The 13,993-nt window shown below is 65.8% G+C and carries 14 protein-coding genes and 1 tRNA gene; 7 read left to right on the top strand and 8 right to left on the bottom strand.

Annotated elements, in window-relative coordinates:
• Nucleotide 1: 1 nt before the first annotated feature.
• Both OPU69_RS05745 and OPU69_RS05740 read left to right on the top strand, forming a co-directional pair.
• On the top strand, nt 2-1,081 hold the full coding sequence (locus tag OPU69_RS05745) for a protein-glutamate methylesterase/protein-glutamine glutaminase (protein WP_060979378.1): 1,080 nt from the start codon (nt 2-4) through the stop codon (nt 1,079-1,081).
• An 18-nt stretch (nt 1,082-1,099) separates the two neighbouring features.
• Complete coding sequence (locus tag OPU69_RS05740) at nt 1,100-2,848, top strand: coiled-coil domain-containing protein (protein WP_498509707.1); 1,749 nt, start codon at nt 1,100-1,102, stop codon at nt 2,846-2,848.
• A gap of 198 nt (nt 2,849-3,046) precedes the next feature.
• Here OPU69_RS05740 and OPU69_RS05735 read toward each other — a convergent pair whose 3' ends face one another.
• A complete protein-coding gene (locus OPU69_RS05735; RefSeq protein WP_498509705.1) occupies nt 3,047-3,592 on the bottom strand; it encodes a class I SAM-dependent methyltransferase in 546 nt (181 codons plus the stop codon).
• 212 nt (nt 3,593-3,804) lie between these two features.
• Nucleotides 3,805-3,894, bottom strand: a tRNA-Ser gene (locus OPU69_RS05730).
• Between the two features lie 254 nt (nt 3,895-4,148).
• On the opposite strand from OPU69_RS05730, the gene hspQ reads away from it, so the two are divergent.
• Nucleotides 4,149-4,475: a heat shock protein HspQ gene (hspQ, locus tag OPU69_RS05725; protein ID WP_060979383.1), complete on the top strand. Its 327-nt coding sequence runs from the start codon at nt 4,149-4,151 to the stop codon at nt 4,473-4,475.
• Between the two features lie 33 nt (nt 4,476-4,508).
• On the opposite strand, the gene OPU69_RS05720 is transcribed toward hspQ, so the two are convergent.
• Nucleotides 4,509-5,387 carry an ABC transporter permease gene (locus tag OPU69_RS05720; RefSeq protein ID WP_498509703.1) on the bottom strand — a complete coding sequence of 293 codons (879 nt, stop codon included), beginning with the start codon at nt 5,385-5,387 and terminating at the stop codon, nt 4,509-4,511.
• A 68-nt stretch (nt 5,388-5,455) separates the two neighbouring features.
• On the opposite strand from OPU69_RS05720, the gene OPU69_RS05715 reads away from it, so the two are divergent.
• The 3 genes from OPU69_RS05715 (at nt 5,456) to OPU69_RS05705 (ending at nt 9,759) form a co-directional block, all read left to right on the top strand.
• A complete protein-coding gene (locus tag OPU69_RS05715) occupies nt 5,456-6,223 on the top strand; it encodes a GcrA family cell cycle regulator (RefSeq protein WP_498509701.1) in 768 nt (255 codons plus the stop codon).
• Nucleotides 6,224-6,305: 82 nt separating this feature from the next.
• Entirely contained in the window at nt 6,306-8,297 is a 1,992-nt protein-coding gene (gene parE / locus OPU69_RS05710) for a DNA topoisomerase IV subunit B (protein WP_498509699.1), read from the top strand.
• A gap of 97 nt (nt 8,298-8,394) precedes the next feature.
• On the top strand, nt 8,395-9,759 hold the full coding sequence (locus OPU69_RS05705; protein WP_498509697.1) for a serine hydrolase: 1,365 nt from the start codon (nt 8,395-8,397) through the stop codon (nt 9,757-9,759).
• Here the strand turns inward: OPU69_RS05705 and OPU69_RS05700 are convergent.
• From OPU69_RS05700 to OPU69_RS05680, 5 genes are all read right to left on the bottom strand, one after another.
• Nucleotides 9,701-10,270, bottom strand: coding sequence for a GNAT family N-acetyltransferase (locus OPU69_RS05700; protein WP_060979957.1), 570 nt, complete (start codon nt 10,268-10,270; stop codon nt 9,701-9,703). The genes OPU69_RS05705 and OPU69_RS05700 overlap by 59 nt on opposite strands.
• The gene (locus OPU69_RS05695) at nt 10,267-11,079 is read right to left on the bottom strand and encodes a LysR family transcriptional regulator (protein WP_060979958.1); all 813 of its coding nucleotides are present in this window, start codon (nt 11,077-11,079) and stop codon (nt 10,267-10,269) included. Before OPU69_RS05695 ends, OPU69_RS05700 begins: the two co-directional genes overlap by 4 nt.
• Nucleotides 11,080-11,091: 12 nt before the next feature.
• The gene (gene apaG, locus OPU69_RS05690; RefSeq protein ID WP_060979975.1) at nt 11,092-11,490 is read right to left on the bottom strand and encodes a Co2+/Mg2+ efflux facilitator ApaG/CorD; all 399 of its coding nucleotides are present in this window, start codon (nt 11,488-11,490) and stop codon (nt 11,092-11,094) included.
• Nucleotides 11,491-11,586: 96 nt separating this feature from the next.
• Nucleotides 11,587-11,991 (bottom strand): c-type cytochrome, encoded by a 405-nt coding sequence (locus OPU69_RS05685; RefSeq protein WP_498509694.1) that lies wholly within the window; start codon nt 11,989-11,991, stop codon nt 11,587-11,589.
• Between the two features lie 79 nt (nt 11,992-12,070).
• Nucleotides 12,071-13,375 (bottom strand): isoprenylcysteine carboxylmethyltransferase family protein, encoded by a 1,305-nt coding sequence (locus OPU69_RS05680; protein ID WP_060979959.1) that lies wholly within the window; start codon nt 13,373-13,375, stop codon nt 12,071-12,073.
• A 236-nt stretch (nt 13,376-13,611) separates the two neighbouring features.
• Here OPU69_RS05680 and OPU69_RS05675 point away from each other — a divergent pair, with 236 nt between their 5' ends.
• Entirely contained in the window at nt 13,612-13,989 is a 378-nt protein-coding gene (locus OPU69_RS05675; protein WP_060979960.1) for a DUF2147 domain-containing protein, read from the top strand.
• The last annotated feature ends 4 nt before the right edge of the window (nt 13,990-13,993 follow it).

Below are 13,993 nucleotides of genomic sequence, written 5' to 3'. Positions count from 1 at the left end.
CATGGTCCGTCCCAAGATCCGCGTGCTCATCATCGACGACAGCGCCAGCGTGCGCCAGACGCTGACCTCTGTGCTGCAGGAGGATCCCGATATCGAGGTGATCGCCGCAGCGTCCGATCCGTTTGCCGCCGCGCGCTACATCAAGGACGAGGTTCCCGACGTCATCACGCTCGATGTCGAGATGCCGCGGATGGACGGCATCACCTTCCTGCGCAAGATCATGGAGCAATGCCCCGTCCCCGTCGTCATGTGCTCGTCGCTGACCGAACAGGGGTCCGAAACGCTGATGCAGGCGCTGGAGGCGGGAGCCGTCGACGTGATCCTGAAACCGCGCATGGGTGTGGCCGACCATCTGGCGGAATCGCGGATGATGATCCGCGAGACGGTCAAGGGCGCGGCCAGGGCCCGGGTGACGGGACGCAAGCCGGCCCCTTCGCCGCGCAAAGTCGAGGCGAAGCTGACCGCCGATGCCATGCTGATGCCGCCTTCGGGCCGCGCGATGAGCAAGACCACCGAAATGGTCGTCTGCATCGGCGCGTCGACCGGCGGTACCGAAGCGCTGCGCGAGGTGCTGATGGCCCTGCCCGCCAACTCGCCGGGCATCGTTATCGTCCAGCACATGCCCGAGAATTTCACCCGCGCCTTCGCCAAGCGGCTCGACGGGCTGTGCAATGTCAGCGTCAAGGAAGCGCAGGACGGCGACACCGTGATGCGCGGCCATGTGCTGATCGCGCCAGGCGGCAAGCACATGCTGCTCGAACGCCAGGGCGCGCGCTACCTCGTCAGCGTGCGCGAAGGGCCGCTGGTTTCGCGCCACCGCCCCTCGGTCGACGTGCTGTTCCGCTCTGCTGCGCGCAATGCAGGATCGAACGCGGTCGGCATCATCATGACCGGCATGGGCGATGACGGCGCGCGCGGCCTTCTCGAGATGAAGCAGTGCGGTGCGCGCACCTTCGCCCAGGACGAGGCAAGCTGCATCGTCTTCGGCATGCCCAAGGAAGCGATCGCGCGGGGCGCAGCCGACAAGGTCATACCCCTGGGCGCGATCGCCCGCGAACTGCTTCACGCCACCGCCCGCTGAACAAGGACCAGACCCGTAATGCTCCATGCCAGGATCAGCGCAAGCGACGCCAGCCCCGCCGGGAAGGCGACAATCAGCGTGCTGCTCAGCCAGATCACGCAAGGTATCGACGCGCGCTTCGTGACCGTGGGCAAGACGCTGGCCCAGGCGGTGGAATCGATCGACGGCATCGTCAGCGCCCTGCGCGAGGCCACCTCGACCTTCCAGTCGGGCGACGGCGCGGCTGCGGTCAGCAATCTCACCACCGCGGCGCGGCGCCTGTCGAGTGTGGGCGACCAGATGCAGGGCCGCGCGCAGGACATGGGCGAGATCCAGCAGGCCTCGCGGCGGTTGTCCGCGCACATTGCCGATGTGCAGAAGTCGCTGCACGTGCTCCATATTTTCGGTCTCAACGTGAAGATCGCCGCATCGGGCGCCGAAACCTTCGTCGATTTTGCCAACACGATGTCGGGCCAGCTGTCGGCGGGCGAGAAAGAGGTCGGCGCGCTTCAGACCAAGCTCGATGGGCTTGCTGCCAGCCTGCGCAGCATGGAGCATAACGACCGGCTGCTCGCAAGCGAATGCCAGCGCGTCGTGCCGCACGTGCCTGATCGGCTGGAGGCCGATGCTGCGGCCCTGCGCAAGCACCAGGCGATGCTGGCGGAGCTTGCCGACAAGAATGCCGTGCTCGCCCGCTCGATCCAGGGCAGCGTCGCCAACGTGCTGGGCGCGATTCAGGTCGGCGACATTGCCCGCCAGCGGCTCGAGCATGTGCTCGAAGGCTATGCCGACATGCAGGCGACGCTCGCGACGGCGGGGCTTTCCGCCGAGGACGAGGCGGCGACCCGCGATCATCTGCTGCGGCTGCTGCTCGCGCAGCTCACCTCCTCTGCGCAGGAGTTCCGCACCGAAACCCAGGCCCTGGTCCGCTCCCTGCGCAGCATGGTGCCCGAGGCCGACCGGCTGATCGCGCTGAGCAAGGGTGGCGGCAGCGAGGACGGCCAGGTGTTCCTGCGCAGCCTGGAAGCCGGCATTGCAGAAGCCAGCGCGATGATCGCGCAGCTGCAGCTTGCCGATGCCCAGGCCGCCGAGACGCTGCGCATCATCGTCGATACCGTCGACGACCTGTCGGGCCGCGCCGCCGCGATGCGCATCCTGCGGATCGAGGTGCAGCAGATGGCGATCAATATCGGCCTGAAATGCCGCCGGGTGGAGGCGATCGGTCGCCCGGTCGCGGTGATCGCCAACGAGATTCGCGCGAGTTCCGATGCGCTCGACCAGACGATCAAGCAGATCACGGCCGAGTCCACCGGGCTGGGCGCAATCTCGTTGCGCATGCGCCAGCATGCGGATGCACAAGTCGGGCAGGACGGCGACGGGCTGGCGAGCTCGCTCAACGCCATTCGCGAGGGCGCCCAGCGCACCGAGCAGGCGATGGCGGTGTCCGAAACAATGGCCAGTGGGCTGCTCGGGGCGCTGCGTTCGACCACCGACGAGCTCGAGGAGAGCCTCGATCTGGGTGATGCGCTCGAGAGGATCGAGGCGCTGCTGACGATCGAGCTGGGTCGCGATGATCCGCTATCGCTCGAGGGACGCGACGATCAGGTCGTTCGGATGGTGATGGACCGCATGGCGCGCAGCTATACCATGGCGAGCGAGCGGGTGGTGCACGATGCCTTTTTGCTGCCCGGCATGCCGCGGCTGATTGCGGACAAGCCGCACTCAGCCGCCAGCCATGGCGGCCCTGCAGATGACGACGACGCGTGGTTCGACGACGCGTTGTTCTGAAGTCGTCCAGTTTGATCCCGGTCGCCTGGGGGACAGCTTCGGGGGAGGCTGCAGGTGGCGGGATGCTTCGGTCGGGGGCCGAAGCGAACCGGCCTCAGGGGGGTCGGCACAGTCCGGGGCCGGCGGCATGCTTCCAGCGCATGCCCCCGGCCCCGGCCAAACCCGAAAGCTGCGGCGGCGTGAACCGCCGCTTGTGTGTCAGCCAGACCTACCGCTCGCCCAGTAGATTCTGCAAGGCGGCATGTTGCGCCATATGCGCGCGGTGCGGACCTCGGCAAAGCGCGCGGCCAGCAAGGGCGCGACCGCATCGCGCATCTGATAGGCGATGATCTGGCCCTGCTCACCTAACGCGTCCGCGCTCGAATCGACGATGCGCGCACCGAGTTCTGGTGCCATTGTGGAAAAGGGAATGCCGGTGACGATGCGATCGACCGGGCCAAGGCCCAGCCGCCGCAGGATCGCGCCCAGCGACGCTGCCGATCCGGTGACAGCATGCAAGCGCGGATCGGGCAGGCTTTCCTGCAGATAGCGGGTGAACCGGTGACTGGTATCGATCGTCAGCAGCGTGCTGCCAGCCGGCATGCGGCGCAAGAGCTCGCGCGTGAAGGGCCCTTCGCCCGGGCCGAACTCGACCACCAGATGCGCAGCCGAAAAGTCTACGGGATCGAGCGCGGCCCTGACCAGCGCCGCCGATGCGGGAAACGCCGAACCCACGCCCGACGGCGAGCGCAGAAACTCGCGCATGGTCATGCCCTGGCCCAGGCCCAGTCGTGCTGCACCCGCCGATAACCAGTGTCCGCGCGATGACCGAACCGAAAAAGCCTCGCCCGCCATAATCCCTCCTGCGCCACCACGGCACAGCAAAGCTTACGCATTGAGATGCATCGGGTTTCCTTGCCCAAGGTCATGACTGCACGGGATTGACGGCCATACGGCCAAAAGATCGAGGACGACGCTGGCGGAGAGGGTGGGATTCGAACCCACGGTGAGCTTGCACCCACGCCGCATTTCGAGTGCGGTACATTCGACCACTCTGCCACCTCTCCGTCCGGGCGGGCCGAAACGGGCGTTCCGGCGATCCAATCGGTTCTCGCGGGGCATGAAAATGCGTGGTCGATCCGCGAGAAGGCGGGCCATTAGCGCAAGGCAAGCGGCTTGCCAAGGGGGAATCCGGCCTGTGCGCGCCGGAAAGCTTGTATGCTGCGCCGCAACACCTTAGATTAAGCCTATGAGCAACCATCCTTTCCGTTTCGGCCAAGACGATGCACCCGATGGCAGCGCCGGTTCCGGTGCGGTGGTGATGCCGCGCGTGGCGAAAGCGCGCTATGCGATCGGCGATGTCGTGCGGCACCGCATTTTCGATTTTCGCGGCGTGGTCTTCGATATCGATCCGGTGTTCGCGAACAGCGAGGACTGGTATGAATCGATTCCCGAGGAACTGCGTCCCGCCAAGGACCAGCCCTTCTATCACCTGTTCGCGGAAAATGCCGAGAACAGCTATATCGCCTATGTCAGCCAGCAGAATCTGGTGAAGGACGACAGCAACGGCCCTGTAGACCATCCTGCGGTGCCGCAGCTTTTCGGTCCGTTCAGCGGCGGGCGCTATCGCCTGCGCACGATGCACTGATCCTGCGTGGGCTGGCCTCGGCCTGCCCGCCGGTCAGGAGCGCAGCTTCCATCCCGACCTGAGCAGCGCATAGCAGCCGATGCCGAGCGCGGCGTTGATGGCGAGCAGCAGCAGCGATCCTGCCAGCAGCGGCGAATCGGTGCTGCTGATGAAGCCGTAGCGGAAACCCGAGATCACGTAGAAGAACGGGTTGGCATGGCTCAGTGCGCGGAACGTGGGGGCCATCGCGTCGACCGAATAGAAGGTTCCCGAAAGCAGCGCGAGCGGGGCAACCACGAAATTGGTGATCGCGGCGGCATGGTCGAACTTCTCGGCCCAGATCGAGGTGAGCACGCCCATGAATGCCAGCATCACCGCGCCCATCAGCCCGAACCACAGGATCGCCCAGAGATGCTGCGGCATCACGTGGATGTCCGGCCAGAGCAGCATCGCCAGCCAGACCGCGCCTCCGACCAGGAACGCCCGGGTGACCGCAGCGATCACCAGCGACACCAGCACCTCGAGCTCGGACAGCGGGGGCATGAGATAGTCGATGATCGTGCCCTGGATCTTGCCGACGAGCAGCGAGAAGCTCGAATTGGCGAAGCTGTTCTGCATCATCGCCATCACGATGAGGCCGGGGGCGAGGAAATCGCCGAACGGCACGTCGAGCACCATGCGCCCGCTACGCCCCAATGCGACGGTGAAGATCACCAGATAGAGCATCGTGGTGATCGCCGGCGCCCAGATGGTCTGCAACTGCACCTTGAAGAACCGACGCACCTCTTTCATATAGAGAGCTTTCAGTCCTCCCCAGTTTATCGCGCTGATCCTCACGGTACCGGGTTCCGCAAAGGGGCTCGGCGATCGAACTTCCGGTCTTGTGCCGGTCTGGGCCACGCCAGCGGGGGGATTTGGTGCTTGATCGTTCATGGTGGATGCGCCTATCGGCGGTCACCAGACCGGGCAAGCCCCAATAGGTCAAGAAGGAATTGCTTTTCATGTCATGGACCGACGAGCGCATCGATCAGCTCAAAACCATGTGGGAGAAAGGCCTCACCGCCAGCCAGATCGCAGAAGAGCTGGGCGGGGTCAGCCGCAACGCCGTCATCGGCAAGGCACACCGCCTGGGCCTGAAGTCGCGCCCCTCGCCGGTCAAGCCGGGCGAAGCCAAGCCCAAGCCCGCGCCGAAGAAGGAGGCCGCGCCCAAGCCTGCGAAAAAGGTCGAGGCCGAAGCCCCGGCAGATGAGCCGCCGTTCAAGACCGATGCGCCCGCCGCAGCCACCGCCAAGCCGGTGCGCGCCGCGCCTGCTCCTGCTCCCGCGCCGACCCCTGCCCCGCGTCCGGTGGAAGCCGCGCCGGTGGTCGATGAGGACGAGGATGATATCGACGATGCCGGCGAAGTTACCGCCGCGCCCGAAGCCAAGCCGCAGCCGCGCATCGTTTCGGTCGGCCCCGGAGGCTTTCTGCGCCAGGGTCCCGGCGACCAGCAGGCGCCGATCCCGCCCGCGCCGCCGCGCCGCCTGGTGCCTGCGCGCCCCAGCCCGGAAATCGCCGACAAGACCAGCCTGCTCGACCTGACCGACCGCATCTGCCGCTGGCCGATGGGGCATCCAGGCGAGCCCGATTTCCATTTCTGCGGCGAACCGGTCAATCCCGGTTTCCCCTATTGCGTCGAGCATTGCGGCCGCGCCTATCAGGCGCAGCTGCCGCGCGGCACGCGCCGTCCGCCTCCGCCGATGCCGTTCGGCGGCCCGCGGGTGCGTTGAGGCGATCAAAGCCTGAACATTCTGGCGGATAAACCCGGCGGGCCGCTTGCCCGTCGGGGCATTTCCGCCGTATAGCTGGCGCATGTCCGACGATCTTTTCGCCAAGTCCGCTGCCGCTGCCGAAAGCTATGATGCCTCGGCGATCGAGGTGCTCGAGGGGCTCGAGCCCGTGCGCCGCCGGCCCGGCATGTATATCGGCGGCACCGACGAGCGCGCGCTGCATCATCTGGCCGCCGAAGTGCTCGACAACAGCATGGACGAGGCGGTCGCTGGCCATGCCTCGCGGATCGAAGTGACGCTGCGCGCGGGCAATCACCTGACGATCAGCGACAATGGCCGCGGCATTCCGGTCGATCCGCATCCCAAATATCCCGGAAAGTCCGCGCTCGAGGTGATCCTCACCACGCTGCATTCGGGCGGCAAGTTTTCGAACAAGGCCTATGCGACCAGCGGCGGCCTGCACGGTGTCGGCGTCTCGGTCGTCAATGCGCTGTCGACCGAATTGCTGGTCGAGGTCGCGCGCAACAAGGAGCTTTATGCGCAGCGCTTCTCGCGCGGTGCACCGCTGGGTCCGCTCGAAAAAGTCGGCGCGGCGCCCAACCGGCGCGGCACGACGATCAGCTTCGTGCCCGATGAGGAGATTTTTGGCGCCGGTGCGAAGTTCAAGCCCGCGCGGCTGTTCGCGCTCGCCCGGTCGAAGGCGTATCTCTACGCCGGGGTCGAGATCCGCTGGAAATGCGATCCCGAGCTTGCCGACGACAAGGTGCCGCAAGAGGCGGTGTTCCAGTTCCCGGGCGGCCTGGCCGATCACCTGCGTGAGCAGCTGGGCAATCGCGAATGCGCCACATCCGATTTCTTCGCGGGTCGCCAGGACTTTCCCGAAGGCAAGGGCCGGGTCGAATGGGCGGTCGCCTGGCCGCTCTGGTCCGACGGCAGCTATAGCTATTATTGCAACACCATCCCCACGCCCGATGGCGGCACGCACGAGGCGGGCTTGCGCGCCGCGATCCTGAAAGGGCTGCGCGGTTTCGGCGAACTGATCGGCAACAAGAAGGCGGCTGGGCTCACGGCCGAGGACGTGATGACCGGCAGCGAGCTGATGCTCTCGGTGTTTATCCGCGATCCGCAGTTCCAGAGCCAGACCAAGGACCGGCTGACCTCGCCCGAGGCGGCGCGACTGGTCGAGGCGGCGATCCGCGACCATGTCGATCATTTCCTCACCGATAATATGGAGCGCGGCAAGGCGCTGCTCGGGCTGGTGCTCGAGCGGATGGACGAACGGCTGAAGCGCAAGGCCGAGCGCGAGGTCAAGCGCAAGACCGCGACCAGCGCGCGCAAGCTGCGCCTGCCGGGCAAGCTCACCGATTGCAGCAATGACGGCACCGGGGTCGAGGGCGCTGAGACCGAGATCTTCATCGTCGAGGGCGACAGCGCGGGCGGATCGGCCAAGCAGGCCCGCGACCGCAAGACCCAGGCGATCCTGCCGATCCGCGGCAAGATATTGAACGTCGCCTCGGCCAACAGCGCCAAGATCGGCGCCAATCAGGAAATTGCCGATCTCGCGCTGGCGCTGGGCTGCGGCACCGGCAAGCATTGCGACCCGGCCCAGTTGCGCTACGACCGCATCATCATCATGACCGATGCCGATGTCGACGGCGCGCATATCGCGACGCTGCTGATGACCTTCTTCTTCCAGGAAATGCCGGACATCGTGAAGGCAGGGCACCTGTACCTCGCGCAGCCGCCGCTCTACCGGCTCGTGGTGGGGGCCAAGAGCTGGTACGCGCGCGACGATGCCCACCGCGCCGAGCTCGAGGCGACGGTGCTCAAGGGCAAGAAGGTCGAGGTCAGCCGCTTCAAGGGGCTGGGCGAAATGAACCCGGGCCAGCTGCGCGAGACGACGATGAACCGCGCGACCCGCTCGCTGCTGCGAGTCACGCTGCCGCCGGCCTACGAGCAATATGCGGCGGTCAAGGAACTGGTTGGCGAACTGATGGGCAAGAACCCCGAGCACCGGTTCAATTTCATCCAGAACCACGCCGCGCAGGTCGATCGTGAAGCGATCGACGCGTAAGGGTTTGGGCCTGAGGGGGCGGGTCGTAAGTCGTCCCTCGACTTCGCTCGGGACAAACGGAGGGGAGAGCAACCTCGCAAGACATGGCGAATGGCGAATGAGCTTTCCGTTTGTCCCGAGCGAAGTCGAGGGACCTGCGCGCAGGCCTCATCAATTGCTGGCGACAATCGCAGCGCTGGGCCTCGCGATCACTAGCCCCATCGCCCACGCCCAGACACCCCCCGTACCCGCCGTAACCCCCTCTCCCGCCTTCGACCAGGGCGCCGCCAGCGTGCTCGCGCTGCTGCGGGGCCAGGCCAGCGCGTCGGACATCTTCAACCCCGCCTTTGTCGCTGCCGTGCCCGAAGCGCAGCTCGCGCAAGTGGTCGCCGGGCTCAAGGCACAGCATGGAGAGGCGCAGGCGGTGGTCGCAGTGCGCCCGATGGACGCGCGCTCGGCCAGCGTCGATATCCGCTTCGACAGGGCGATCGTCACCTTCACCATCGGCATGCTGGACGGCAAGCTCTCGGGCCTGTTCATCACCGGCACGCGGACCGAGGGTGACAGCCTCGACAAGATCGCTGCCGATATCGCCGCGCTGTCAGGTCGCACCGGACTGGTCGTGCAGAAGCTAACCGACAAGGGCGCGGAAACCGTGATCGCCCGCAACGCCGATGAACGCTTCGCCATTGCGTCTGTCTTCAAGCTCTATGTGCTCGCCGAGATCGACCGGGCCGTGCGCGCGGGCGAGCGCAAGTGGAGCGACGTGCTTCCGCTGACGCAGAAATCGCACCCCTCGGGCATCAGCCAGGACTGGCCCGACAATGCGCCGATGACGCTGCAGACGCTCGCGACGTTGATGATCTCGGTCAGCGACAACAGTGCCACCGACACGCTGATCGCCGCCATCGGGCAGAAAAGGCTCGCCGCGATCGTCAGGGCGAGCGGCCATGCCCAGCCTTCGGACATGATTCCGCTGCTTTCCACGCAGCAAGTCACCGGGCTTAAAATGCCTGCCAATACTGGCTTGCGCGACCGCTTCCTCGCTGCCGACGATGCCGCGCAAACCAGGCTGCTGGCCGAGGCAGGCGATACGCTGCGCCTCAAGAATCTCGACCTGTCGGTCTATACCGGCGGGCCCAACCAGATCGACACGATCGAATGGTTTGCCAGCCCCGCCGATATCGCGCGGCTGCTGGCGATGCTCGAACGCGAGGGCGATCCGGTCACCCGCGCGATCCTGAAGATCAACCCCGGCATCCCCCCGGTCAATGCAGGGCGCTGGGGTTATCTTGGCTACAAGGGCGGGTCGGAGCCGGGAATCATGGCGATGAGCTTCCTGCTCCGCTCAAAAACCGGCGAGCGCTATGTCGTCAGCGCGCTGGTCAACAATCCGGCGGCTGACATCGACCAGCCGGGCTTCGTCACGCTGATGGCGCGGCTGCTTGATCAGCTTGCTGGACCGCCAGCCACTCGTCCCTGAGCAGCCCGAACAGCAGCGTATCGCGCACGCCGATATGCGTTTCCCATTCGGCGCGCAGATGGCCCTCCAGCTGGAAACCCAGTTTCTGCAACAGGCCGATGGAAAAGCGGTTGTCGGGATCGGTGTCGGCGAAGACGCGGCGCTGGCCTTCGGCGACGAGCAGCTGGTCGAGCACCCGCCCGACCGCCTCGCGCGCAATGCCCTGGCCCCAGGCCGAGCGCGCCAGGATATAGCCGATCTCGCTGACATTCTCGCGCCGCTGGTGCGCATTGACCCAGCCGAGCGCGATATCCTCGCCAGTGCGGGTGATCGCCCAGCTGCGCCAGCTGGCATCCTCGGCCGCCACCGGCTCCAGCATCGCGCGCGTTTCTTCGACCGAACGGTGCGGCCCGAACGCCCACCAGGTCATCAGCTCGTCGTCGGACAGGATCTCGAACAGCGCCTCGGCGTCGCTCACGCGCACCTGGCGCAGCGTCAGCCGGTCACTCCTCAGGACGGGAAGTCTACTCATGCTGCAGTGAGCGCGGCGACCAGCGCCTTGACCTTTTTCTGCCGCCATTGCGGCGTGGGTGCGACCACCCAGAAGGCGCGGCGCGATTCGCGTGCCTCGCCGATCGCCACCAGCCGCCCTTCGGTCAGATCGCGCTCGGCAAGCAGCCACGGCACGGTGACAATGCCGAATCCGGCAATCGCCGCATCGAGGCCGAGGCCGGCATCGGCGACCTGCATCACGGTCGAATCATCGGCTTCGTCCTCGCCCGCGCCGCGCTGGCAGCCGGGCCATTCGATCCGCCGGTCTCCGTCATAGCCGGGCGCGGAAACGGTAACGAACTGCGCCGGACCGATCTGCGCGCCTTCGAGCTCCGCCGGACCATCGGCGAGGCGGATCGCGCAATCGAGATTGGCTTCGGTAAAGTCGATATCGCTGTCGCCCGAGACGAGCGTGTAGCGGATTTCGGGATTGGCGGCGGCATAGCCGATCAGCCGGTGATGCAGCCATTTGGCGGCAAAGTCGCGCGGCACCGCGATGGTCAGGCGAAAGCTCGACTGGCCCTGCTGCATCGCCCGCACCGCCTCTTCGAACTGCAGGAAGCCGCTGCGCAGCGCATCGAGCCCGGCACCCGCCTCATCGGTCAGCTCGAGCCCCTTGGGCGTACGGCGAAAGAGGACGACGCCCAGCATTTCCTCAAGCGCACGGATCTGCTGGCCCACGGCGGCGGGCGTCACCGCCAGCTCATCGGCCGCACGGGTAAAGCTCAGATGCCGGGCGGCGGCGTCGAGCACGCGCAGGCCGTTGAGCGGAAGATGGGTACGCTTCATGGGAAACGGTGATTAGTCGGCAACCGCCGGTGCGACCAGAGGAAAACGCGGGATTTCCACCGCGATCATCTGCCCGTCGTCGCGCAGCATCCGATACACGCCCTCCATCCGCCCGGTCGGGGTGTTGAGCGGGCAGCCCGAGACATAATCATGCGCCTTGCCCGGCTGGATCACCGGCTGTTCGCCGACCACGCCCTCGCCATCGACCTGATGCACCCCGCCGCGGCCATCGGTGATCACCCAATGGCGGGTGAGCAGTTGCACCGCCTGGTCCGAATGGTTCTCAATGCGGATATGATAGGACCAGAACCAGCGCGCATTGTCCGCGCGCGAACGATCGGGCAGGAAGCTCACCGCCACCCGCACCGTGATGCCCTGGGTGGTCGCCGAATGGCCGAAGAACCTGTCCATGCTGTCCGAGATGCCGTCCATGCCCGCAATATGCCTCTTTCGGCCCCGCTGCGAAAGAGGCGCTGGGGAATATTTCGCCCGTGGGGCTGCTGACGGTTACTTGCCGCTCTCCTTCCTGAGATAGGCAATCACATCGGCGCGCTGCTGCGCATTCATCAGGCGGAAGGGCATCTTGGCCCCGGGGACAAAGCCTTGCGGATTGGCAAGCCACTTGTCGAGCTTCGCCGCGTCCCAGGCAAAGCCTGCTTTCTTGAGGGCGGGCGAATAGTCGAAACCGGGCGCGCTGCCAGCCTTGCGCCCGAACACGCCGCGATGCGCCGGGCCGACGCTATTGGCATCGAGCGCATGGCAGCCGGTGCAGTTGGTCTGATAGACCTGGGCACCGCGCGCCGCATCGCCGGGCTTGGCTGCCGTCTGCGCGCCTGCCGAGACCATCGCCAGGACGAGCGAGGCCGTGCCCAGCGCCGCCATGCGCAAAACCCGAATATCGATCAATGCCATCTCCACCTGCTGCTGCAACGGAGGCGCGATATGGGGGCGATGGCGGGCATTACCAGCCGCAAAGAACGCAATTGCAGGCTTATTCGGCGGGTGCGACCACGGCATCGACCTTCGCGCGTCTGCCCGTCAGCCAGCCGATCGCGCGCGGCACGGGACCGTGGCGTTCCATCCAGGCGGCATAGGCGGCGTAATCGGGATCGGCCATCAGATGCCGCTCTTCGGTCCGCGCGCGCCAGTAATAGACGCCCGATACGGCGGCGAGCAGCACGGTGTTGCGCAGCCCATCCTGCCAGGAACCGCTGGTGACCAGGAATGGCATGGTGGAAAACCACCAGAAGGCGTTCTTGGACAGATAGGCCGGGTGCTTGGTCCAGCGGTATGGCCCGTGCGTCAAGATCCCGCGATGGGTGAGGTTGGAAAAGCGGATGCCGAACGCGACCGTCGCCCAGGCATAGACTCCGGTGAGAAATACCAGCCAGACGCCCCAGACCGCCAGCAGCGCCGTGTGCCCTTCGAACCAGTACGCCCAGTCGGCGGTGGCGACGTGATAGTTGAGCGGACCGTTATCGCCCATCAGGATGAACGGCGGATAGCAGATCAGCGCCGCGGCCCAGCCCGCCATGAAGGGATTGGCGGTGCGGATGTGCGAATCGAGCGGCTTGAAGGTCAGCACATAGCCGACGGTCGCGAACTGCACATCGACCAGGAACATCGCGATGATCAGCCAGTTGGCGATCCAGACCGGGTTGGTCGCGATCTCGGCGACATTGGCGTTGACGATATCGGCATAGCCGCCCGGCACGATCGACAGCATGAAGGCAAGGAAAAAACCCTTCACCGCCCAGGCACGCAGATGGTGCCAGATCTGCTCCCGATCCCAGCCGGACTGGCCGGAGATCATCGCGCCGAAATGCCAGGCGCCGTCGCGCGGCTGCTTCAGATAGCGGTCGATCCAGATGACATAGGGGATGGAAAGGAAGAACAGGAAGGGCGAGGCATAGATGAACACCGCCATCGAGAACTGGTAATTGCCGGTCCAGTACCAGCGCGCGGTCGCATAGATCGCGGCGATCAGCGACCAGGTCAGCCACAGGCCGGTGAGCTTGATGGTGCTGATGTCCAGCACGTCCTTCACGGCGCGCGGATGGCTCCAGTCGATGCCGGTGCTCGGGCGCAGATGCACCTTGTCGACAAAGATCGACCAGAGCACCATCGGCAGCCCGGTGGCGACACAGCAGACCAGCGCGGCGCTCGGCCCGTCCCAGCCGAAATGCCGCGCGAGCGCGATCCAGGCAAGAAGTCCGACCAGTCCGATCAGCCCCGCGCCATGGCTCACCGCGCTGGGCGGACATGGATCGGGTTGGGCGGACGCAGCTTGGGTCATGTCGCGCGCCTTTTAACCGATATTGGTAAGGATTCGATGAAGGAAATGCTGCGGGTCCGAGCCGGAATTCGCCGAACCGAGGCAAATGCCGCTCGACTTGGAACCGCGATCATGGCCTAATCGTCATCCTTGCGCGGGGCTGTTGCCACCAAGGGACGCGCCGGGAAAACAGGGTTGCAAAGGGTCGTATGATGCATCTGGGGCGTTTGCGGGCGCGCGGTCTCGCTTGGGGAGCAATGGGTTTCATCGCGACGGGGCTGAGCGCACAGGCGGCCATGGCCGAGACCATCCACGGCACCTGGGAAAACCCGACCGGCGATGTCCGCGTCGTCACCCAGCCGTGCGGCGAGAACCTGTGCGGCAAGGTCAGCTGGGCAAGCGACATCGCCAAGAAGGACGCCGCCGCTGGGGGCACGCCGAACCTGATCGGCACCAGCCTGTTGCGCGATTATCGCCTGACCAAGCCGGGCCACTGGAAGGGCCGCGTCTTCGTGCCGGACTTGGGCGATACCTATTATTCGCGGATCGTGCAGCTCGACGCCAAGCGGATCAAGATCAGCGGCTGCATCCTGGGCGGCCTGCTTTGCAAGTCGCAGATCTGGAAGAAGATCTGACCGG

The organism is Blastomonas sp. 34TW, from assembly GCF_059803595.1.
Note: the sequence above shows the minus strand (reverse complement) of the source record. Positions and strands in the feature narration are given on the sequence as shown.

Bases quoted from the DNA above. Each gene is read 5' to 3' on its own strand.
- OPU69_RS05685 (WP_498509694.1), bottom strand. From the start codon at position 11,991: ATGGCATTGATCGATATTCGGGTTTTGCGCATGGCGGCGCTGGGCACG.
- OPU69_RS05675 (WP_060979960.1), top strand. From the start codon at position 13,612: ATGGGTTTCATCGCGACGGGGCTGAGCGCACAGGCGGCCATGGCCGAG.
- OPU69_RS05695 (WP_060979958.1), bottom strand. From the start codon at position 11,079: ATGAAGCGTACCCATCTTCCGCTCAACGGCCTGCGCGTGCTCGACGCC.
- OPU69_RS05715 (WP_498509701.1), top strand. From the start codon at position 5,456: ATGTCATGGACCGACGAGCGCATCGATCAGCTCAAAACCATGTGGGAG.
- OPU69_RS05740 (WP_498509707.1), top strand. From the start codon at position 1,100: ATGCTCCATGCCAGGATCAGCGCAAGCGACGCCAGCCCCGCCGGGAAG.
- OPU69_RS05720 (WP_498509703.1), bottom strand. From the start codon at position 5,387: ATGAACGATCAAGCACCAAATCCCCCCGCTGGCGTGGCCCAGACCGGC.
- OPU69_RS05745 (WP_060979378.1), top strand. From the start codon at position 2: ATGGTCCGTCCCAAGATCCGCGTGCTCATCATCGACGACAGCGCCAGC.
- OPU69_RS05705 (WP_498509697.1), top strand. From the start codon at position 8,395: ATGAGCTTTCCGTTTGTCCCGAGCGAAGTCGAGGGACCTGCGCGCAGG.
- hspQ (WP_060979383.1), top strand. From the start codon at position 4,149: ATGCCGCGCGTGGCGAAAGCGCGCTATGCGATCGGCGATGTCGTGCGG.
- OPU69_RS05735 (WP_498509705.1), bottom strand. From the start codon at position 3,592: ATGCGCGAGTTTCTGCGCTCGCCGTCGGGCGTGGGTTCGGCGTTTCCC.
- parE (WP_498509699.1), top strand. From the start codon at position 6,306: ATGTCCGACGATCTTTTCGCCAAGTCCGCTGCCGCTGCCGAAAGCTAT.
- OPU69_RS05680 (WP_060979959.1), bottom strand. From the start codon at position 13,375: ATGACCCAAGCTGCGTCCGCCCAACCCGATCCATGTCCGCCCAGCGCG.
- OPU69_RS05700 (WP_060979957.1), bottom strand. From the start codon at position 10,270: ATGAGTAGACTTCCCGTCCTGAGGAGTGACCGGCTGACGCTGCGCCAG.
- apaG (WP_060979975.1), bottom strand. From the start codon at position 11,490: ATGGACAGGTTCTTCGGCCATTCGGCGACCACCCAGGGCATCACGGTG.